The sequence below is a fragment of the Enterococcus sp. HMSC076E04 genome (assembly GCF_001814285.1).
In the GTDB taxonomy this organism is placed as follows: domain Bacteria; phylum Bacillota; class Bacilli; order Lactobacillales; family Enterococcaceae; genus Enterococcus_B; species Enterococcus_B lactis.
Window position 1 is genome coordinate 1 of the sequence record NZ_KV815616.1, and the last position, 20,467, is coordinate 20,467.

Below are 20,467 nucleotides of genomic sequence, written 5' to 3' on the forward strand. Positions count from 1 at the left end.
ACGATTGAAGGGTATAACATCAAAAACAGTTATATACCGGGCAAAACAAATATAGCTATACCAGGTAACCACATAAAACCGTGGAAAAATTTTCCAGAGAAGACAGAGAGAGAAAAAATTAGAAATCTATTCTCTCAAAAATTGCAAATATTTGCTCATACAGGGGAATCTAGCGAACAAAGAACCAATTATATTAGTAAGAGAGCTGTACCTAAACAGATAACAAATAAATCAAAAAGCATTCTTCCTAAAACAAGTAGTAAAAAATCTAGTTTTGCTGTAATCATTGGTTTATTGATAGTAACTATCTGTACAGGGATATTCTTACAAAAATATAAAACAGTTTAGTTAGAATAATTTTTGTTATTCAGAATATAATATTTCTTGTTAAATATGACTGAAAGCAAAAGAATAAAATTCCGCTTTATAATTGAAAAGAGCGTGGGACAAAAGCAAAGAACACTTTTGTCTCACGCTCTAAACACGTATAAACGGCGGAAGCAGAAGCAACTCCTTCGGAAATAAGCTGAAATTCACAAAGATTTGAAAAGCAATTTTCGTGAATTACCTCTTATTTCTTGGAGTTAAACGCTTCTGTCCCAGCCTCTTTTCGTAGAATCAATAAATATGGATTTGGCTAACTATGGAAGAATACTCTAGTTTTCAGCGTTCATACTAGTTGTTACATTGTTTGATGGGCTAAAAGAATTTCTGATATATTTTGTGCTAAATAAAGAAAAAGACGCTTGAATTGGGAAATAAGAAAACTACTCTATCATTACAAATTTTCATAAACTGGCAGATGTTCTAAGTAAACAAGTATCTTTTCAAAGTCGGAAAAATCCATGATCAACGTAGTGGTATTGATATTTGGATGAAAGCCTACGGTATCTTGACGATCAATAGCAGCATCGATCACGACTTGGATTTTTTTCTCTTTGTCGTGCATCAATGCTAATGGAGTCACTGTACCTGCTGGAACGCCTAGGAGGTCAGGAAGCTGTTCTTCAGAAACAAAAGATAAGCGCTTTTCTTTTAATTGTTCAGCTAGTTGTTTTAAATCGGCATGCTTTTCATCAGGCAAGATGACAAGATAGATTTTTTTTCCTTTTCTTGATTTCAATAATAGATTTTTTACTTGCGGACCAGGTAGGGAAAAAGGGACATTTTTGACTGACGTAATCGCAGGATGATCGACTTTTTGAAAAGAGATATCCAGTTTTTTTAGTAGTTCATAAGCTTCTTGTTCGGTTGCACGACTCATCGCGCATCACCCTCCTTTTTTTATTAGTGTATCATAAAAAAGAGTTGACAAATGAAAAATAATCATGTAAATTACACGTAAAGTTAAAACAAATGACATCGAAAAGAAGAGTAGCAGTTAGGTGTTTTTAGAGAGTCTCTGGTTGGTGGAAAGAGGCAGCAGTTAACCGTGAAACACATCTTGGAGTCGATTTTCTGAAGCGTATAGTAGGAAAATCCGGGGAGCCCGTTACAGCTGCGGTCGTTGCTAGATGACCAGATAAGGCTGGCTTTTCCGTGAGGAGCCGGTAAAAAAAGGTGGAACCACGTGATTAACGTCCTTTGATCTTCGGATCAAAGGACTTTTTGTTTTCATCTGATTTGCAACGACTGTGTGAGGTTTTTTCTGCAAGGAAAAAATAAACAGAGGTGGAACCACGTATAATACGTCCTCTTGGCATTTGCCAAGAGGATTTTTTTATTTTAAAGGAGGAAAAGAAGATGGAGTATTTAATTGAAGTTATGCCGCAATTATTAGTAGGAGCACTCACAACATTGAAATTATTTTTATTTACCTTGATTGGCTCGTTGCCATTAGGGATTATTTTAGCACTAGGATTGTCCTTGCATTTTAAGCCACTACGCTACTTTCTTCAAACATATGTATGGATCATGCGGGGAACGCCACTATTGTTACAGCTGATTTTTGTTTTTTATGGTTTGCCGACGATTGGGATCGTTTTTGATCGATTCGAAGCAGCGCTCATTGCTTTTATCTTGAACTATGCCGCTTATTTTGCAGAGATCTTCCGTGGAGGGATACAATCGATTCCTCAAGGTCAATATGAAGCAGCGCAAGTTTTGCAATTAAGTCCCTTCCAAACGGTGACGAAAATCGTCATCCCGCAAGTGACAAAGATTGTTTTACCTTCTGTAGGTAATGAAGTTATCAACTTGGTCAAAGATTCTTCCTTGATCTATATATTAGGTTTAGGTGACGTAATGCGTGCCGGGAAAATCGCGATGGAACGCGACGCGACTTTACTGCCTTTGCTAGGCGTGGCAATCATCTATCTTACATTGACTGGTATTCTAACAATCGTAATGAAACAAGTTGAAGGAAAATTAAATTATTACCGCTAACTGATAGGAGGAAGAAATATGATTGAATTGAAGAAAGTGAACAAAGCATTTGGTGAAAAAGAAATAATCAAAGATTTGGATCTAATCATTCCAGATGGGAAAACATTAGCTATCGTAGGCCCTTCCGGTGGTGGTAAAACCACGCTTTTACGTATCTTGGCTGGCTTAGAAAGTTCTGACAGCGGAGAATTTTATTTAGACGGTGTACCGTTCAATCCATTCGAACTTAAAATGAAAGAACAAGTTGTAGGAGTCGTATTCCAAGACTTCCAGCTATTTCCACATCTGAATATTTTTGAAAACATTACCTTAGCACCGAAAATGGTATTGAAACAGACAAAAGAAGAATACACTAAAAAAGCAGAAGAATTAGCGGCTTCATTAGGGATTAGCGATTTATTGAATAACTATCCTTATCAGCTTTCTGGCGGACAAAAACAACGGGTAGCGATTGCCAGAGCATTGGCCATGAATCCGAGGGTATTGGCTTATGATGAACCAACGAGTGCTTTAGATCCTGAGTTGCGTCAGCAAGTCGAGCGTTTGATCCTATCATTGAAAGAAGACGGGGTAACCCAAATCATTGTCACCCATGATCTCGTATTTGCAGAAAATGTCGGTGATCAACTATTAAAAGTTTCCCCAATTCGTTAAGAAAGGAGAAGATAGAGATGAAAAAAATCAGTTTTCTATTCGCTTTGTTCGTAGGTCTTCTTCTTTTTGCAGGCTGTTCGAATAAAAAGGCTTCAGCAGATAATTGGGCGGCTATCAACGAAGAGAAAAAAATCGTTATAGGTTTGGACGATACATTTGTTCCTATGGGATTTAGAGATAAAGACGGGAAGCTTACAGGATTCGATATTGATTTAGCCAAAGCAGTCTTTGAACAATATGGGATTACGGTAGACTTTCAGCCTATTGACTGGTCAATGAAGGAATTTGAATTGAACAATGGAACGATCGACTTGATCTGGAATGGCTATTCCAAGACACCGGCAAGAGAAAAGAAAGTGCAGTTTACAAAACCTTATATGGAAAATGATCAAGTACTGATCACACCTAAAGAATCAGGAATCACAAGCTTTGAGCAAATGAAAAATAAGAGATTAGGTGCGCAAAATGGGTCATCTGGTTATGATGTATTTACGAAACAACCAGAAGTGTTAAAAGAGATAGTCAAAAACCAAGATGCTGTTTTGTACGATAGTTTTAATGAAGCACTGATTGATCTGAAAAGCGGACGGATCGATGGTTTGCTGATGGATAAAGTATATGCGGACTATTATTTGAAACAAAGAAACGAGCTAGAAGACTTCAACATGACAAAAGGTTCTTACGAAAGTGAGGATTTTGCGGTTGGCGTGCGTAAGTCAGATGATACGTTAGTGAAGAAGATAAATGAAGCATTTGATCGATTAGAAAAAACAGGGGAATTCCAAAAGATCTCCAATAAATGGTTTGGTGAAGATGTCACGCCGAGAAATTAACAAAAACATACTAAGATTAGAGGGGAACATCATTCGTCAATGATGTTCCCCTCTAATCTTAGTATGTTTTACATAATTTTATTTTGTTATGGAAGGGGTTTCGTGTTATTCTAAAAAGAGGAACGATTGAAGGTTATAGGAAAGGAAGAGATGAATGGAACACAAAGAACTTACCTCATTTCCAAAAGATTTTCTGTGGGGCTCTGCTTCTGCAGCGTATCAAGTAGAAGGAGCTTGGCAAGAAGATGGGAAAGGCGAATCAGTCTGGGATCGATTTGTTCGGATTCCAGGAAAGACATTTAAAGGAACAAACGGTGATCTGGCAGTAGACCACTATCATCGTTATAAAGAAGATATTGCTTTAATGAAAGAACAAGGTCTGAAAGCTTACCGCTTCTCTGTAGCTTGGACACGGATTTTTCCTAATGGGCGCGGAGAAGTCAATCAAGCTGGGCTCGCTTTTTATGAGAGATTGATTGACGAATTGATTGAAAACGGTATCGAACCTATGTTGACTTTGTATCATTGGGATCTTCCACAAGCGTTGCAAGATGAATATAATGGTTGGGAGTCACGTCAGATTATTGAAGATTTCACTCATTATGCAGAAACATTATTTGAGGCATTCCGCGGGAAAGTCCATTACTGGATTAGTTTGAATGAACAAAATATCTTCACTTCATTAGGCTATTTATTAGCAGCACATCCGCCAGGCGTGACGGATCCAAAACGAATGTATGAAGTCAACCATATCGCAAATCTAGCAAATGCATCTGTCATCAACAAATTCCATGAGTTAGAAATGCCTGGGAAAATCGGACCAAGCTTTGCGTATACGCCAAATTATCCAATCGACAGTAATCCTGAAAATGTTCTGGCAGCCGAAAATGCAGAAGATCTAATGGCCAATTACTGGATGGATGTCTATATGTGGGGGAAATATCCTATTGCTGCTATGAGATTCTTAGAAGAAAAAGGATGGGCGCCAACGATTGAAGCGGGCGATGCAGAATTGCTAGAATCAGCCAAGCCAGATTTCCTTGGGATCAATTACTATCAAACAGCGACGAATGCATTCAATCCATTAGATGGGGTTGGAGCAGGAAAAATGAATACGACCGGGAAAAAAGGTTCATCAGAAGAAACTGGGGTTCCTGGAATGTATAAAAAAGTTGAGAATCCATTTGTCGAACGAACAAATTGGGACTGGGAAATCGACCCAGAAGGCTTAAGGATCGGATTGCGTCGTATCACGAGCCGTTACCGCATGCCGGTGCTGATCACGGAAAATGGCTTAGGAGAGTATGACAAGTTGACAGAAGACAAACAAATCCATGACGACTATCGAATCCATTACTTACAAAGCCATGTCAAAGCAATCAAAGAAGCAATTTCAGATGGAGCAGAAGTATTAGGCTATTGTACATGGTCTTATACAGATTTACTGAGTTGGCTGAACGGTTATCAAAAGCGATATGGATTTGTATATGTCGATCAAGATGAAACACAAGAAGGATCTTTGGAACGATATAAGAAAGACAGTTATTACTGGTACCAAAAACTGATCGAAGAAAATGGAGAGAACCTTTAGTTCTCATGCTTAAAACAAGAAGGTACGGCTGGATATGGCCGTGCCTTTTTTTGATAAAATCATTTAGAAATTAAGAAAAACTGTAAAATAAGCTGAAAAATGAAAGAAAGCGTCAGTTCTTTCAAACAAAACTTTAGTTCCCTTGCTTTTTTTTGTATAATGAAACTTGATGAAATGAGGGATAATAAATGGCACAAAAGAAACGGCCTACTAAGAAAAGGAAAAAGACGAAAAAAACGAAAAAGCAAAAACAGCAGCAAGAACAAATGCTGACGATTGGTGTTGGATTTGCCTTGATTCTATTTGCTGTATTCGGCTTTTTAAAATTAGGTTTTTTAGGAATATTGATTGCAAACGGCTTTCGGATCATTGCAGGAAATACTTACCAAATCCTCTGTCTTTTATTAGCCGTATTAGGATTTTGGATTGTCATTAAGAATACAGAGTTTTCAATTGGCAAAAACCGACGCTGGTTTGGCGGTATACTCTTTTATTTCGGTATCTTATTATTGCTACATGCCCATTTATTCGGCAAACTCCATACTGGGGAACCAAATATCATGGGAACGACATGGGACTTATTAGCTAGCGATATAAAACAAAGTCAAGTAGATAATAACGTTGGCGGAGGAATGATCGGAGCAATTCTTTATCATTTCACTTATTTCTTGATTGCACAGCCTGGAAGTTATTTAGCAGCCGTTCTATTACTGGCGGGTGGAGCATTCTTGTTCAGTAATTTGGAAGGCTATCAGCTGCTGAATGGTATCCAATCAATTGGAGAACGGGTACAGGAATTATTAGAAGGTGATCCTGCCAAGCAAGCTCAAAAGCAAGCGGCAAAGGAAGAAAGAATGAAACAGCGTGCAGAAGCGAAAGAAGCAAGACGCTTGGCTGCGCAAGAAGCAGCAGAAAAAGAAGCTGCAGAATATGAGAAGAAAAAAGTTGTGAACAAGCAAAGGAAAAATACTCCTGATGAATGGCAGGAACCAGAAAATGCCGAACCTGAGCAGTTAAGTTTTGTTCCAATTGACAGTTTTCAAGAAAATATCCATCCTGCGAATCAAGAGAAACCAGTACCAGATACACCAAAACAGACCAATATAGCAGAAGGCTTTGCTGATGAGTTGCCAGAGGATGACGGTACTTCATTAGAATTTGAGATCGAAGCAGAACAGGAAAATCAAGATTATGAATTGCCGACAGTTGACTTGCTTGATTCTATACCAACTGTGGATCAAAGTGATGAGTATAAAAAAATTGAAAAAAATATCGGTGTATTGGAACAAACTTTCCAAAGTTTCGGGGTGGATGCTAAGGTCGTCAAAGCTAGTTTAGGCCCATCCGTCACAAAATTTGAAGTCCAACCAGCTGTAGGGGTAAAAGTAAGTAAAATCGTGAACTTAACAGATGATATCGCACTTGCTTTAGCAGCGAAAGATGTTCGGATGGAAGCGCCGATCCCAGGTAAATCACTGATTGGTATTGAAGTACCAAATGGAAAGATCAGTATGGTTTCCTTTAGAGAAATCATCGAAGCTCAGCCAAACCATCCAGACAAATTACTGGAAGTACCTTTAGGACGTGATGTTTCTGGACGAGTACAAACGGCTGATCTTTCGAAAATGCCTCACTTACTTGTAGCTGGTTCGACTGGTAGTGGGAAGTCAGTAGCAATCAATGGGATCATTACAAGTATATTGATGCGTGCTAAGCCCCATGAAGTAAAACTGATGATGATCGATCCGAAAATGGTTGAATTAAATATGTACAACGGGATACCTCATCTGTTGACGCCGGTCGTGACGAACCCTAGAAAAGCGGCACAAGCCTTACAAAAAGTAGTACAAGAAATGGAAGAACGATATGAAAAATTTGCGGCAACTGGTGTAAGAAATATTTCTGGTTACAATGAATTTGTTCAGCAGAAAAACTTAGAAAACGGAACGAAACACCCAACCTTACCATTCATCGTAGTAATCGTAGATGAATTAGCTGACTTGATGATGGTAGCTAGCAACGAAGTCGAAGATGCGATTATTCGTTTAGCGCAAATGGCTCGGGCAGCGGGCATCCACATGATCCTAGCTACTCAACGTCCAAGTGTGGATGTTATCACAGGGATCATCAAAGCAAATGTACCTTCCAGAATGGCATTTGCTGTATCAAGCGGTACAGATTCTCGGACGATCATCGACTCTAATGGAGCAGAAAAGCTCTTAGGGCGAGGAGATATGCTGTTCTTACCAATGGGTGAGAATAAACCTATCCGTGTGCAAGGAGCATTCATCTCTGACCATGAAGTGGAGCGGGTCGTTCAATTTGTTACAAATCAGCAAGAAGCTCATTATGAAGAGAAAATGATGCCGACAGATGAAGTTGAAACGGCAGGTGTCCCAGAACAGCCACAAGATGAGCTGTTTGAGGAAGCAAAAGCACTTGTTGTTGAAATGCAAACAGCAAGTATCTCCCTTCTCCAAAGAAGGTTTCGAATCGGTTACAACCGAGCCGCTCGACTCGTAGATGAACTGGAAGCTCATGGAGTTGTTGGCCCATCAGAAGGAAGTAAGCCTCGGAAAGTATTCATTGAGCAAGAGGAAACATCAGAACCACTGCCGGAAGATAATGATATGTAAAACTTGTTCGATGAACGGTTGAAAAAAGAATAACTATGTAAAAAAGACAAGACATGATGATACCAAGAGAAAAAATGGCTTTTTTCCCATTTTTTCTAATACGGTACGATGTCTTGTCTTTTTTGCTTTTTATGAGATGAAAGTTCTATTCGATTTATTTGTGAAGTATTGCATTAACTAAACGAATCATGTATAGTATGTAGCGAAACTTTGAGAAAAAGAGGGAAAATACTTTGGAAAAACAATCCATCTATGGCTTGACGAATGAAGAATTAATCAATTGGTTTATAGAAAACGGTGAGAAAAAATTCCGAGCTGCCCAAGTTTGGGAATGGTTGTATCAAAAACGTGTAAGTAACTTCACAGAAATGACGAATCTATCAAAACAATTGATAGAAAAATTATCGGCGCATTTTATCATCAATCCTCTGAAACAAATGGTCGTCCAAGAAGCTTCGGACGGTACAGTTAAATATTTGTTTGAACTTCCTGATAAAAATATGATCGAGACCGTACTAATGAGACAAGAATACGGCTTGTCCGTTTGCGTGACGACACAAGTAGGATGTAATATCGGCTGTACATTTTGTGCAAGCGGGTTGCTTAAAAAGAACAGAGACCTGACCGCTGGAGAAATCGTTGCGCAGATCATGATGGTTCAACATTATTTTGATGAGCGCAATCTTGGTGAACGTGTTTCCCATGTCGTCGTAATGGGAATCGGTGAGCCATTTGATAATTACGACAATGTAATGGACTTTTTGCATATTATTAATGATGCCAAAGGATTGGCGATTGGTGCGCGACATATTACAGTTTCTACTAGTGGCTTAGCACACAAAATCAAGGAATTCGCTAATAACGGCTTGCAAGTCAATCTGGCTATTTCCTTGCACGCGCCGAATAATGAGGTGCGAACATCGATCATGCGGATCAACCGAAGTTTCCCAATTGAGAAATTGATGGAAGCTGTGGATGAGTATTTAGAGAAAACAAACCGTCGAATCACGTTTGAATATATCATGTTGAATCAAGTAAATGATAGACCAGAGCATGCGCAACAATTAGCAGATCTATTAAAAGATAAGAAAAAATTAGCATATGTCAACTTGATTCCATATAATCCAGTCAGTGAACATGATCAATATTCTCGCAGTCCAAAAGCTGATGTATTGAGATTTTATGATGTATTGAAGAAAAACGGCGTAAACTGTGTGATACGTAAAGAACATGGTACAGATATTGATGCAGCTTGCGGACAATTGCGAAGCAAGCAAATGAAAAAAACAGCTGCCAAATAATCGTAGCCTACTTCGTTTTTTCAATTACCATAAAAGGAGCAGTTTTCTTAATTAAGGAACTGTCCAACTTAAATAAGTGAAAAGATTCTATAGCGAAAGTTATAAAGCGTTTTTTGACAAGAAAAGCCCTCATAAGCAAAGAAATGTCGTCAATTTGATGACAGCCTGCTTGATGGGGGTTTTAGCAATTATTTAACTGATTTTCTTATATCCTTGCTGGCTTTCTTGTGTAGCATGATAAGTTTCTACGTCAAGAATGGCCTGTTTAAATTTTTCTCGGGTGATTTCATAAGGCACATGTTTGATATCATTTGTGGTCATGGCTTTATCTAAGATTGCTTCTAAATCGGTCGTGACATTGAGATTCATGTCGGCTAACGATACTGGAAGTTGGTTCTTTTTCATAAACACATAGATTTTGTCAAACAAATCGAACTGCTGATCCATCATCAATAAGGTCAGTACACCATAACTGACAGATGCTCCGTGAAGGTATCCCTCCATTTTTTCTAGAACAGTCGTACCGTAATAGAATGAGTGTGCCATAGCAGAATTATAGTTATTGTTAACTAAAACAGAAACCAATCCGGTAGTAACAATGATATCCGAAACGACTTGTTCAATTGCATATGAGGGACGATCGTCGGCACTATCTTTCAATGCTTGCGTACCATAAGTCAAGAGACGATCAATGCACATTTTTCCGATTTGGATTCCTAATCTATCCGTGTAGCCTAAATCATCGCCACGAGCAGAAAAAGTAGATTCGACTTCTTTGGATAAAGCATCGCCAATACCTGCCCATAAGTATTTATCAGGTGCTTCGGCAATAATTGTTGTATCAATGAAGGTGTGTACAGGTGGTTTTGAAGGAAAGAAGAGTCCGTCCATTACGCCTTCTTCGTTATAGATGACACACACCGCAGTGACGGGCGAACAGTTCGAACCAATAGTGGGGAAGGTGAAGACTGGTTTAGCTAGTTTTTCACCAATGACTTTTACAGTATCGCAAGCACGACCACCGCCGACTGCAAACAAGACGTCTGCTTTTTGGACACTTTCATGTTGGATCAACTGTTCAATATTTTCATAAGTTGAATTACCTCCGTACCAGAGACTGGCGTTAACTTCTATTTCCTGAGTCAAAGCTGCTTTTATTTTGTTTTCTGCTTTTGAAAGTGCAGTCTTCCCTCCAATCAGCACTACTTTTGTCCCATATTCTTTGACGATTCCATTTGCTTTTTCATACGCATCTGTTCCAATGGTATAATTTGGTAAGAAAACACTTTGACTCATATTCTTTTCCTTCTTTCTTCGTTGAAACGGGTTAAAATTTTAAAGAGTGATCGATCTGACCGCGGCTGTAGATGGAGTAGAGGCAAGCTCAAGACAGGATAAGTAATGAATAAGGTGGCATGAACACCTTGAAATCATCAATAAGTATCCTAAAAACGAACAAGTACAAAAACATTGAAAACGACAATAATGAATTTTTGTTCCTCCTAGTATTTCTACGATTCCTCTTGCTTATTTAAATAATCTAAAAATTCTGAACATTTAGATTATTTTATAAAAATGTGTTTCATTTGTCAATTCATAATTGGTTTTTTTAAAGCAAAAGATAATCTATATCATGATGAACAAACAGAGTTTTTTCCTCCAATTGATGGCTTTCCTGATCTTTCCTATTTTGAATAAAGTGTTTCTGTATAATTTTTTTATTTTATAAGTAAGGTAAATAATGAAAGAATAGAGATACTGATTGGTAGCTAAAGATTTTTGAGCGAGAACATTTCGTTTTTTCAAAAGGACTGTTAGAATAAGCAAGAACAAGGGGGAAGACGTATGATAATCAGTGAATTTGACCGTAATAATCCAGTATTGAAAGATCAGCTTTCTGATTTACTGAGACTGACTTGGCCGGAAGAATATGGAGACAGCTCGGCAGAAGAAGTAGAAGAAATGATGAATCCAGAACGGATCGCGGTAGCAGCGGTTGACCAAGATGAGTTAGTAGGATTTATTGGTGCAATCCCTCAATACGGTATCACAGGTTGGGAATTGCATCCATTAGTTGTAGAAAGCTCCCGACGAAAGAACCAAATAGGTACTCGATTAGTCAATTACTTAGAAAAAGAAGTAGCTTCCAGAGGAGGAATCACGATTTATTTAGGTACGGATGATTTAGACCATGGAACAACGTTAAGTCAAACGGACCTGTATGAGCATACATTTGATAAAGTGGCTTCCATCCAGAACCTTCGTGAACATCCCTATGAGTTCTATGAAAAATTAGGTTATAAAATCGTAGGTGTCTTACCAAATGCAAATGGCTGGGACAAACCGGATATTTGGATGGCAAAAACGATTATTCCTCGACCAGATTCTCAATAATAAAAAGAGGTGGTGAAATCAGCGTCCTGACCTGAGCTAATACCGAGGGTCAGCTGATTGAACACCGTTTATTCGGATAAGGAACTGTGACAAGACTTTTGTCAGAGTTCCTTTTTGTTTATTCTTTTTTATCTTTGTATGGCAATAATAGACAATATAACAAAAATTATTTAATGGCTACTGAAAGACAATAGAAAACCTTGTACAAAGATATTTTTTCTGAAAAATTCCTTGAAAACTCACGAAAAAATCATTATTTTATGAAAAAGACAAAAAAAAGTGTTGATTTTTTAATAATTATTCATTAAACTCTTAAACAACTTCAGAAAATATTAATTATTCTGAAAATTCCAATAAAGGGGTACGTAAAATGAAAAAGAAATTTACATTTGGGTTGGTTGCGGTATGCGGCCTTGTACTTGCTGGATGTTATGGCGGCAGTTCAGCCACAAGCAGTAGTTCAGCAAAAAGCGGTTCAGCAGATGGAGGAGGCGTATTTAACTTAGTCGTGCCTCAAGAAATGCCTACAGCTGACTTATCAGTTGCAACAGATACAATCAGTTTTACAGCATTGAATAACGTTTATGAAGGTATTTACCGTCTTGATGAAGATAGCAAACCACAGCCGGCAGGAGCTAGCGAGTTGGCAGAAGTCAGTGAAGACGGATTAACTTACAAAATCAAATTACGAGAAGACGCAAAATGGTCAAATGGTGATCCTGTGACAGCAGCGGATTACGTTTATGGTTGGCAACGAACAGTAGACCCAGCTACAGCTTCTGAATATGCTTACCTGTATGCGCCAGTTGAAAACGCAGAAGACATCACAGCTGGAAAGAAAGATAAATCAGAACTAGGGATCAAAGCAGTTGGCGACTATGAATTAGAAATCAAATTGACGAAACAAACACCATATTTCCAATACCTGCTTGCTTTCCCATCATTTTTCCCACAAAAACAATCCGTAGTGGAAGAAAATGGGGATGCCTATGCATCTGCAAGTGATAAAGCTGTTTATAATGGACCATTCACATTAGAAGATTTCGATGGACCAGGAACAGATACAGAATGGACTTATAAGAAAAATGACCATTACTGGGACAAAGACACAGTAAAACTTTCTGAAATCAAAGTCAGTGTAGTAAAAGAATCTTCTACTGCGTTGAACTTATTCAAAGATGGCCAAGCAGATGATGTGATCTTGTCTGGTGAATTAGCACAGCAAAACGCAAACGATCCAGCTTATACTTCTGTTAAAGAAGCACGAACAAGCTATATCGAATTCAACCAACGCGAAAAGAATTCACCATTCAACAATGTGAACCTAAGAAAAGCTATTTCTTATTCTATCGATCGTGAAGCTTTAGTAAAACAAGTACTAGGTGACGGATCAGTTGTCTCTACAGGATTGATCCCATCAGATATGGTAAAAAGTCCAACAACGAACGAAGACTTTGTAAAAGAAGCTGGAAAATTAGTTTCTTATGACAAAGACAAAGCAAAAGAATATTGGGAAAAAGCGAAAAAAGAATTGGGCGTTGATTCTTTAGAATTTGATTTGATGGCTTCTGATGATGATTCATCGAAAAAAGTAATCGAATATGTTCAAAACTCAATCCAAGAAAACTTGGATGGCGTAACAGTCAAACCAACACCTGTTCCATTCTCTGTACGTCTTGACCGCTCAACTTCGGGTGATTTTGACGCAGTACTAGGTGGATGGGCTGCTGACTATGCAGACCCAAGCAGCTTTACTGATTTGTTTGTCACAGGTAATTCATACAACCGTGGTCGCTGGAGCAATGCAGAATATGACGAAGCAGTTAAAGCAGCTTCATCAACAGATGCTGGCGATGAACAAGCACGTTGGGATGATTTCCAAAAAGCAATCAAGATCATCTCTGATGATATGGGTGTCGTTCCGGTGTACCAAAAAGCAGAAGGTCACCTAGTGAATGAAAAAATCAAAGGTATCGTTCACCATGCTGCAGGCGCTTCATGGGATTACAAATGGACATACGTTGAAGAATAATCGTTAATACCGTGAGCATGAGAAAAAACGAGGCTGCGGCAAATGTCGCAACCTCGTTCTCATATTTACTTATCCTAACAAAGAAAAAAGCATGAAAATAGCAGAAAGAGCAATTAGTATTCCGGCAATGATCAGCCAAAAGCTGTACATACCGTAGCTGGCAGACGAGAGCGAGGAAAATTCTGGTTTTTTCTTTCGGTTCCTTGTTCGTGCAAGATGGACTGATCGCTGAAAATGATCGAAGAAACCCGAAGAAAAGACCCATAAAAAACCGCCGATAATCAGAAACGGCAATGACCATAAGAATAGATCATTAGATAATTGAATGAGTGTAAAGGAATGGTTGATGACGTTTTTTATTAAAATAACCAGAATCAGTAGAAAAGCTACTGCGTAAGGGATAGATTTTTTTTTCATTTGATTGCTCCTTTATTTTTGGTTCATTATCTAATAATGTAGCGAAACATCTGTCAGAAGTCAAAAGCTAGGGGGAAACATTAGTGAATAGTTATATCAAATATGTATTAAAACGTGTCTTTTTCATGATCATCACGCTTTGGTTAATTGCAACAATCACCTTTTTCTTGATGCAATTGCTGCCGGGCACGCCATATACGAATCAGGAACGTTTGAGTCCTGAAACAATCGAGATGCTAAATAAACAAGTCGGTTTGGATAAACCAGTTATCGTACAATATGGGATTTATCTTTCTAATTTGCTTCAAGGCGATTTTGGAATTTCCTTCCAATTTAAAAACCAGCCAGTCGCACATTTGTTAGCTGGAAGAATCGGACCATCTTTGCAATTAGGGTTACAGGCAATTATCTTTGGAACAGTCCTAGGAACGATTTTAGGAACGATTTCTGCCATGAAGCAAAATACATGGGCAGATACATCTTCTACACTTGTAGCGATATTAGGTCGTTCCATTCCAAACTTTGTATTTGCTGTTTTACTACAATATATCTTTGCAATCAAATTACAAGTTTTACCAATCGCAAAATGGGATGGCTTTGTGTACACGATCTTGCCGACAATTGCATTGGCCATGTCGCCGCTTGCTGATTCTGCTCGATTTATCCGGACGGAAATGGTGGAAGTACTGCATAGTGATTACGTGGAATTAGCAAAAGCAAAAGGGTTGAGCCGTTGGGAAATCGCCTTTAAACATGGTCTTCGAAATAGTTTGATCCCATTGATGACTTTATTAGGACCCTTGGCTGTCGCATTGATGACCGGATCACTGGTGGTAGAAAATATCTTTGCTATTCCTGGTATCGGGGAACAATTCGTTAAGTCGATCACAACAAATGATTATCCTACGATCATGGCTGTAACGATCCTTTACTCATTTATGTTGATTTTTGTTATTTTGATCGTTGATTTGTTGTACGGTCTAGTTGATCCAAGAATTCGTGTTTCAGAAGGGAGCCGAGGATAAATGGAAATGACACCAAAGCGTTATGAAACAGTCGCAGATATTCCTGCGGATGAGTTTCTTCCATTACAAAAAAATACCGAAGAAGAACGTGAGCAGATTACTGCGCCTTCTTTGAATTTTATCCAAGATTCATGGCGCCGTTTAAAGAAAAACAAAGCTGCCGTTATTTCAATGTTTTTACTGTTGGTCATCATTTTGATCTCTGTGGTCACGATCTTTGTTTCTCCACATGATCCAACTGCCCAAAATGTGGCTTATATCAATCTGCCTCCTCGTATTCCGGGAATCAATATCGATGGATTGAATGGAAAAGCAATGGTCGGCGGTGAACTGGTGGATAAATATGCTCAAGCAAACGTTCCTTCAAACGTAAGTTTCTTTTTAGGAACAGACGGTTTGGGCCGTGATGTATTAAGCCGTTTATTTATGGGAACGAGAATCTCGTTGCTGATCGCATTTATTGCTGCATTACTAGATGTAACGATTGGTGTAGCTTACGGGTTAATATCTGGTTTGTTAGGCGGACGTGTCGATAATGCGATGCAACGTTTTTTGGAAATCTTGTCAGGAATTCCAAACCTCGTTGTCATGATCTTGATGTTGGTCGTTTTTGAACCAGGAATTTTTTCCATCGTGGCTGCTATGGCCATCACAAACTGGATACCAATGGCACGTATCGTTCGTGCACAAACAATGAAATTAAAAGATCAAGAATATGTTCTAGCTGGATTGACATTAGGTGAATCAAGAATGAAAATTGCATTCAAACATATTTTGCCGAATATCTCCAGTGTCATTATTATTCAAATGATGTTTAGCATCCCATCTGCTATTTTCTTCGAAGCCTTTTTAAGTTTTATCGGTTTAGGTCTTACGCCTCCGTCAGCTTCATTAGGAACGATGTTGAGCGAAGGGTACAAGACATTCCTGTATCTGCCTTATCTATTATGGATTCCGGCAGTAACTTTATCGGTTATCATGATTGGCTTTAACTTACTTGCTGATGGATTGCGTGATGCCTTTGATCCTAAAATGAAAGAGTGAGGACGATGACGAAAATTTTAGAAGTGAAAGACTTAGAAATCTCTTTTGATACGTATGCTGGAAAGGTACGAGCGATTCGCGGTGTCAATTTTCATTTGAATAAAGGAGAAACATTGGCGATCGTTGGGGAATCTGGAAGCGGAAAATCAGTGACGACCAGAAGCATCATGCGCTTGCTGTCGAGCAATGCCAATATAGATGCTGGGCAAATCCTCTTTAAAGGTAAAGACATCGTTGAAAAGACAGAAAGAGAGATGCAAAAAATCCGCGGAAAAGAAATAGCAATGATTTTCCAAGATCCAATGACCTCTTTAGATCCGACGATGCCTATTGGGAAACAAGTTGCTGAGTCTCTTAGAAAGCATAATAAAGTTTCGAAAAAAGAGGGACAAAAAGCTGCATTAGAACTGCTTAAATTAGTTGGTATACCTGAAGCTGAGAAACGTATCAATAGTTATCCCCATCAGTTTTCAGGAGGTCAACGCCAACGGATCGTGATTGCGATCGCACTGGTATGTTATCCGGAAATCCTGATTGCTGATGAACCCACAACAGCACTTGATGTGACTATCCAAGCACAAATTTTGGAACTGCTGAAAGAAATTCAGACAAAAATCGATACATCAATCATTTTTATCACTCATGACCTTGGTGTAGTAGCAAACGTTGCTGACCGTGTAGCTGTTATGTATGGGGGAAGAATCGTTGAAGTTGGAACATCCGAAGAGATTTTCTACAACCCGCAACATCCCTATACTTGGGGACTGCTTGGGTCAATGCCGACATTAGACAGTGCGAACGACCGATTGTATGCCATTCCTGGTTCTCCACCGGATTTATTGAACCCGCCAAAAGGAGACGCATTCTACCCAAGAAATGAATTCGCGATGAAAATCGATGCAGAACAAGAACCGCCATTTTTTGAACTATCAAAAACGCACAAGGCAGCAACTTGGCTACTTGCTCCACAAGCGCCTAAAGTGACGCCGCCAGAAGAAATCCAACGTCGCTGGGCTATTTTTAAAGAGAAACAAAAACATACTTATGGTCAAGGAGGAATTGCTGATGCCAAATAAACTACTTGAAGTTAAAGGACTGAAACAGTATTTCAATGTAGGAAAAAAGAATGAAGTACATGCTGTAAATGACATCAGCTTTCACATCTATGAAGGAGAAACATTTGGTTTAGTAGGAGAATCTGGAAGCGGAAAATCCACTACTGGCCGTACGATCATTCGTTTGAATGAACCTACTGACGGTGAGATATTATTCGACGGTCAAGATGTAACGAAGATCAAAGACAAAAAAGGATTGACGAAATTCCGACATGATGTTCAGATGATCTTTCAAGATCCATACGCTTCGTTGAATCCTCGGATGAAAGTCAGAGATATCATTGCGGAAGGAATTGATGTCAATGGGTTAGCTAAGTCACCAAAGGAACGTGCCAAAAAAGTCGATGATCTATTAAGAACCGTTGGATTGAATCCGAGCCATGGCACTCGTTATCCCCATGAATTTTCAGGAGGACAACGCCAGCGTATTGGTATTGCACGAGCATTAGCAGTAAAACCGCGATTTATCATTTGCGATGAACCGATTTCTGCATTAGATGTTTCCATCCAAGCCCAAGTTGTTAATTTATTGCAAGATCTCCAACGAGAACATCAATTGACCTATCTATTTATTGCGCATGATTTATCAATGGTTAAACATATCAGCGACCGAATCGGTGTAATGCATAACGGTTTGTTATTAGAAATGGGAAAAAGTGATGAAATATATAATCATGGTGTCCATCCTTATACAGAAAGTTTGTTATCTGCTATTCCTTTGCCAGATCCAGATCATGAGAGAAAGCGCAGAAGAATCAAATATCAACCCGAACCAGATGACGGACAAGTACGTCAGCTTCGTGAAATCGCACCAGAACATTTTGTCTATGCAACTGAGCAGGAAGTCCCATATTATGCAAAAAAATTAAAACGACAAAAGGAATCTCTTCTGGTTGCTAACTAGGAGGGACATAGATGCTAAAAGCTTTTAAATTCCGTATGTATCCGACAGAAGAACAAAAACAGCAATTGATCCGTACTTTTGGCTGTGTTCGATTTACCTATAACCATTTGCTGAAAGAACGGCAGAAAAGTTGGCAACAAACAGGAGTGGCCGATTTTTCCCTCACGCCTGCTACGTTAAAAAAAGAATACCCATTCTTAAAAGAGGTAGACAGTCTTGCTTTAGCAAATGCACAGCTTAATTTGGACCGAGCTTTTCGCAATTATTTCAAGGGACGTGCCAGCTTTCCAAAGCTTAAAACGAAAAAAAGTATGTGGCAATCTTATACGACGAATAATCAAACCCATACGGTCTATCTGAAAAACGGTCATTTAAAATTACCAAAACAAAAAGAACTGATCAAGATAAACCAGCACCGTCCAGTCGAAGGCACGATTCGTTCCGCTACGATTTCTGCTCGATATAATGAAGAGTTCTATGTCGCACTACTTTGTGATGTTTCATCAATAAAAAAAGAATCTTCAGCTAAATGGATTGGGATTGCCTATCATCCAAAAACATTGATCGAAACATCGCAGCCCATAGAAGTAACTTTGCCAAAATTTGACCAGACAGAAGAAAAACTTCAGCATGCACAGCGGAAATTAAGCGTAAAAGTCCGCTCCGCTCACCATAGAAAGACCAGGTTAGATAAGGCAAGCAATTATCAGAAACAAAAGAGAAAAGTAATGGATCTTTATCTGAAACAAAAGAACCAACGAGAAGATTATCTTGAACAATTATCTGGGAAATTGGTCAAACAATATGACTACTTATTTGTAGAATCTTTTCCAAAAGAAGAGGCACATGCTGATTTTTCTATTCATGACTGGCATAAATTAATAACAAAATTGCGTTATAAGTCCCAATGGTATAATAAAAAATTTCTTTTGATCAATACCGACGGAGCAGAAGAAAGCAATTCTGTAAGAAAGAGCCAAGTGTTAGAACAACTAGGCAGGCATTCGGTCATCAAGGAATAAAAAATGAATGAAACTGACAGGAGCGTTAGGGTTCGCCTTGTTAATAAAAAGTCTGATTGACTTTTGTTTCTAGGAATTTTCTTTTGAAGAAAAGCTCACTAATTATGACAAACCAATAAAACAATAGCAGAAAAAATTCGTACGAGTTTTTTCTGCTATTGTTATTTTTTTATTCGAAGAATTTTACTGACACGCCAAAGTATAGAGCAAAAAACGCAAAACACAAAGAGCGGCTTTCCATTTTTCTTGAGTGTTTAGAACGGAGCCCTTTCTTCACAATCCTTACTCATGATGCCCCGGCTTGAGCTGATAGATTTTTGAAGGGCGACCGATTCCTACAGGACGTTCGCCAATCTCGTCGAAATATTGGAGCATAGCTTTCTTAAAATTGGAATGATCGATCGTTTTATAATCGATTCCTAAGAACTTTGCAAATACTTTTCGAGCTTCTGTAATCGTGAAATCTTTACCTAAAACTTGCAAAACTTGCGGTTCGTGTTCCATTTTATTGACTACACGGTTGAATGCTTTCAAAATGATTTGACTATGGTCAAAAGCTAAAGTATCTTTGCCAGAAGACTCTCCAGTGACTAAGTCAAGTGAGATAGCCACTTCTCCGCTCGATAAATTGATTTTGTTGCCGTGACGTTCCAATGTGAACCAGCGTACTTCTTTAGCATCATCTCCGGCGATCAGCGGTTCTTCTCCAATAAAAGCTAAGTAGCTGACTGTGACGACCCAACCTCGCGGATCTCGATTAGGCGTACTGAATGTATGCAGTTGTTCAATGTTTTCTTTAGAGATAACTACACCAGTTTCTTCTTTTGTTTCTCTTAAGACACTTTCTCCAGTTGACTCATCCTTTTGGACAAAACCACCAGGTAATGCCCATGAATTTCGATAAGGATGCCCTTTTCGTTGGATCAGCAATACTTTCAGCTGATCTTCTTCTTTGTTATAGCACATCAGTACGATATCGACAGTCAAAGAGGGCTTGTCATATTCTGGACGTTCCTGTTTTTGATACCAGTTAAGAAAATCTTCTTCACTTGCTTCATGTTCATAATATAATTTTTCTTCTTCTTTAGAAGCAAATCGGTTCATCAGACCACCT

18 protein-coding genes, 2 pseudogenes and 1 other annotated feature are annotated in these 20,467 nt (G+C 38.7%); of the genes and pseudogenes, 15 read left to right on the forward strand and 5 right to left on the reverse strand.

The features are described 5' to 3' along the window. Positions 1–348, forward strand: a 348-nt coding sequence (locus HMPREF2961_RS09840; RefSeq protein ID WP_141755565.1) for an LPXTG cell wall anchor domain-containing protein, incomplete at its 5' end; no start/stop codon positions are given. 430 nt (positions 349–778) lie between these two features. Here HMPREF2961_RS09840 and HMPREF2961_RS09845 read toward each other — a convergent pair. Continuing rightward, positions 779–1,264, reverse strand: a complete 486-nt coding sequence (locus HMPREF2961_RS09845; protein ID WP_002293342.1) for a prolyl-tRNA synthetase associated domain-containing protein — start codon at positions 1,262–1,264, stop codon at positions 779–781. Positions 1,265–1,353: 89 nt separating this feature from the next. After that, positions 1,354–1,699, forward strand: a binding site (T-box leader). Positions 1,700–1,743: 44 nt separating this feature from the next. On the opposite strand from HMPREF2961_RS09845, the gene HMPREF2961_RS09850 reads away from it, so the two are divergent. From HMPREF2961_RS09850 to HMPREF2961_RS15930, 7 genes and pseudogenes are all read left to right on the forward strand, one after another. Beyond that, positions 1,744–2,385, forward strand: coding sequence for an amino acid ABC transporter permease (locus HMPREF2961_RS09850; RefSeq protein ID WP_002293344.1), 642 nt, complete (start codon positions 1,744–1,746; stop codon positions 2,383–2,385). An 18-nt stretch (positions 2,386–2,403) separates the two neighbouring features. Then, positions 2,404–3,039 (forward strand): amino acid ABC transporter ATP-binding protein, encoded by a 636-nt coding sequence (locus HMPREF2961_RS09855; protein ID WP_002293345.1) that lies wholly within the window; start codon positions 2,404–2,406, stop codon positions 3,037–3,039. A 17-nt stretch (positions 3,040–3,056) separates the two neighbouring features. Beyond that, a complete protein-coding gene (locus HMPREF2961_RS09860; protein WP_070704702.1) occupies positions 3,057–3,872 on the forward strand; it encodes an amino acid ABC transporter substrate-binding protein in 816 nt (271 codons plus the stop codon). Positions 3,873–4,026: 154 nt separating this feature from the next. Further along, a complete protein-coding gene (locus tag HMPREF2961_RS09865; protein ID WP_002315747.1) occupies positions 4,027–5,463 on the forward strand; it encodes a glycoside hydrolase family 1 protein in 1,437 nt (478 codons plus the stop codon). A 188-nt stretch (positions 5,464–5,651) separates the two neighbouring features. Next, positions 5,652–8,099 (forward strand): DNA translocase FtsK, encoded by a 2,448-nt coding sequence (locus tag HMPREF2961_RS09870; protein WP_002315748.1) that lies wholly within the window; start codon positions 5,652–5,654, stop codon positions 8,097–8,099. Positions 8,100–8,332: 233 nt separating this feature from the next. Beyond that, the gene (rlmN, locus tag HMPREF2961_RS09875) at positions 8,333–9,400 is read left to right on the forward strand and encodes a dual-specificity RNA methyltransferase RlmN (protein ID WP_002293564.1); all 1,068 of its coding nucleotides are present in this window, start codon (positions 8,333–8,335) and stop codon (positions 9,398–9,400) included. Then, positions 9,390–9,596, forward strand: a pseudogene (locus HMPREF2961_RS15930) (hypothetical protein). Before rlmN ends, HMPREF2961_RS15930 begins: the two are co-directional and overlap by 11 nt. Here HMPREF2961_RS15930 and HMPREF2961_RS09880 read toward each other — a convergent pair. Next, positions 9,593–10,696: an iron-containing alcohol dehydrogenase family protein gene (locus HMPREF2961_RS09880; protein ID WP_002315749.1), complete on the reverse strand. Its 1,104-nt coding sequence runs from the start codon at positions 10,694–10,696 to the stop codon at positions 9,593–9,595. The pseudogene HMPREF2961_RS15930 and the gene HMPREF2961_RS09880 overlap by 4 nt on opposite strands. Positions 10,697–11,245: 549 nt before the next feature. On the opposite strand from HMPREF2961_RS09880, the gene aac(6') reads away from it, so the two are divergent. Next, positions 11,246–11,794, forward strand: a complete 549-nt coding sequence (gene aac(6') / locus HMPREF2961_RS09885) for an aminoglycoside 6'-N-acetyltransferase (RefSeq protein ID WP_002293989.1) — start codon at positions 11,246–11,248, stop codon at positions 11,792–11,794. Positions 11,795–11,869: 75 nt separating this feature from the next. Here the strand turns inward: aac(6') and HMPREF2961_RS15935 are convergent. Continuing rightward, positions 11,870–11,971 (reverse strand): annotated as a pseudogene (locus HMPREF2961_RS15935) (ribonuclease P); the annotation flags it as partial. 193 nt (positions 11,972–12,164) lie between these two features. On the opposite strand from HMPREF2961_RS15935, the gene HMPREF2961_RS09890 reads away from it, so the two are divergent. Continuing rightward, entirely contained in the window at positions 12,165–13,826 is a 1,662-nt protein-coding gene (locus HMPREF2961_RS09890) for a peptide ABC transporter substrate-binding protein (RefSeq protein ID WP_002315750.1), read from the forward strand. A 69-nt stretch (positions 13,827–13,895) separates the two neighbouring features. Here HMPREF2961_RS09890 and HMPREF2961_RS09895 read toward each other — a convergent pair whose 3' ends face one another. Further along, on the reverse strand, positions 13,896–14,243 hold the full coding sequence (locus HMPREF2961_RS09895; protein WP_002293571.1) for a DUF3899 domain-containing protein: 348 nt from the start codon (positions 14,241–14,243) through the stop codon (positions 13,896–13,898). A gap of 83 nt (positions 14,244–14,326) precedes the next feature. On the opposite strand from HMPREF2961_RS09895, the gene opp3b reads away from it, so the two are divergent. Genes opp3b through HMPREF2961_RS09920 form a run of 5 tightly spaced genes read left to right on the forward strand, consistent with a single transcriptional unit; the run spans position 14,327 to position 19,353 of the window. Next, positions 14,327–15,268, forward strand: coding sequence for an oligopeptide ABC transporter permease (gene opp3b / locus HMPREF2961_RS09900; RefSeq protein WP_002293573.1), 942 nt, complete (start codon positions 14,327–14,329; stop codon positions 15,266–15,268). Next, a complete protein-coding gene (locus HMPREF2961_RS09905; RefSeq protein WP_002293574.1) occupies positions 15,269–16,312 on the forward strand; it encodes an ABC transporter permease in 1,044 nt (347 codons plus the stop codon). It abuts the gene before it with no gap. 5 nt (positions 16,313–16,317) lie between these two features. Then, entirely contained in the window at positions 16,318–17,388 is a 1,071-nt protein-coding gene (locus HMPREF2961_RS09910; protein ID WP_002315752.1) for an ABC transporter ATP-binding protein, read from the forward strand. Beyond that, on the forward strand, positions 17,378–18,331 hold the full coding sequence (locus HMPREF2961_RS09915; protein ID WP_002315753.1) for an ABC transporter ATP-binding protein: 954 nt from the start codon (positions 17,378–17,380) through the stop codon (positions 18,329–18,331). Before HMPREF2961_RS09910 ends, HMPREF2961_RS09915 begins: the two co-directional genes overlap by 11 nt. Before the next feature lie 11 nt (positions 18,332–18,342). Beyond that, positions 18,343–19,353: an RNA-guided endonuclease TnpB family protein gene (locus HMPREF2961_RS09920; protein WP_002293578.1), complete on the forward strand. Its 1,011-nt coding sequence runs from the start codon at positions 18,343–18,345 to the stop codon at positions 19,351–19,353. Between the two features lie 282 nt (positions 19,354–19,635). Here HMPREF2961_RS09920 and HMPREF2961_RS09925 read toward each other — a convergent pair whose 3' ends face one another. Then, positions 19,636–20,457 carry an NUDIX domain-containing protein gene (locus tag HMPREF2961_RS09925; protein WP_002293580.1) on the reverse strand — a complete coding sequence of 274 codons (822 nt, stop codon included), beginning with the start codon at positions 20,455–20,457 and terminating at the stop codon, positions 19,636–19,638. Positions 20,458–20,467 lie beyond the last annotated feature (10 nt).

Excerpts from the sequence above, each read along its gene's own strand:
- HMPREF2961_RS09845 (WP_002293342.1), bottom strand. The coding sequence starts at position 1,264 with ATGAGTCGTGCAACCGAACAAGAAGCTTATGAACTACTAAAAAAACTG.
- HMPREF2961_RS09850 (WP_002293344.1), top strand. The coding sequence starts at position 1,744 with ATGGAGTATTTAATTGAAGTTATGCCGCAATTATTAGTAGGAGCACTC.
- HMPREF2961_RS09855 (WP_002293345.1), top strand. The coding sequence starts at position 2,404 with ATGATTGAATTGAAGAAAGTGAACAAAGCATTTGGTGAAAAAGAAATA.
- HMPREF2961_RS09860 (WP_070704702.1), top strand. The coding sequence starts at position 3,057 with ATGAAAAAAATCAGTTTTCTATTCGCTTTGTTCGTAGGTCTTCTTCTT.
- HMPREF2961_RS09865 (WP_002315747.1), top strand. The coding sequence starts at position 4,027 with ATGGAACACAAAGAACTTACCTCATTTCCAAAAGATTTTCTGTGGGGC.
- HMPREF2961_RS09870 (WP_002315748.1), top strand. The coding sequence starts at position 5,652 with ATGGCACAAAAGAAACGGCCTACTAAGAAAAGGAAAAAGACGAAAAAA.
- HMPREF2961_RS09880 (WP_002315749.1), bottom strand. The coding sequence starts at position 10,696 with ATGAGTCAAAGTGTTTTCTTACCAAATTATACCATTGGAACAGATGCG.
- HMPREF2961_RS09890 (WP_002315750.1), top strand. The coding sequence starts at position 12,165 with ATGAAAAAGAAATTTACATTTGGGTTGGTTGCGGTATGCGGCCTTGTA.
- HMPREF2961_RS09895 (WP_002293571.1), bottom strand. The coding sequence starts at position 14,243 with ATGAAAAAAAAATCTATCCCTTACGCAGTAGCTTTTCTACTGATTCTG.
- HMPREF2961_RS09905 (WP_002293574.1), top strand. The coding sequence starts at position 15,269 with ATGGAAATGACACCAAAGCGTTATGAAACAGTCGCAGATATTCCTGCG.
- HMPREF2961_RS09910 (WP_002315752.1), top strand. The coding sequence starts at position 16,318 with ATGACGAAAATTTTAGAAGTGAAAGACTTAGAAATCTCTTTTGATACG.
- HMPREF2961_RS09915 (WP_002315753.1), top strand. The coding sequence starts at position 17,378 with ATGCCAAATAAACTACTTGAAGTTAAAGGACTGAAACAGTATTTCAAT.
- HMPREF2961_RS09920 (WP_002293578.1), top strand. The coding sequence starts at position 18,343 with ATGCTAAAAGCTTTTAAATTCCGTATGTATCCGACAGAAGAACAAAAA.
- HMPREF2961_RS09925 (WP_002293580.1), bottom strand. The coding sequence starts at position 20,457 with ATGAACCGATTTGCTTCTAAAGAAGAAGAAAAATTATATTATGAACAT.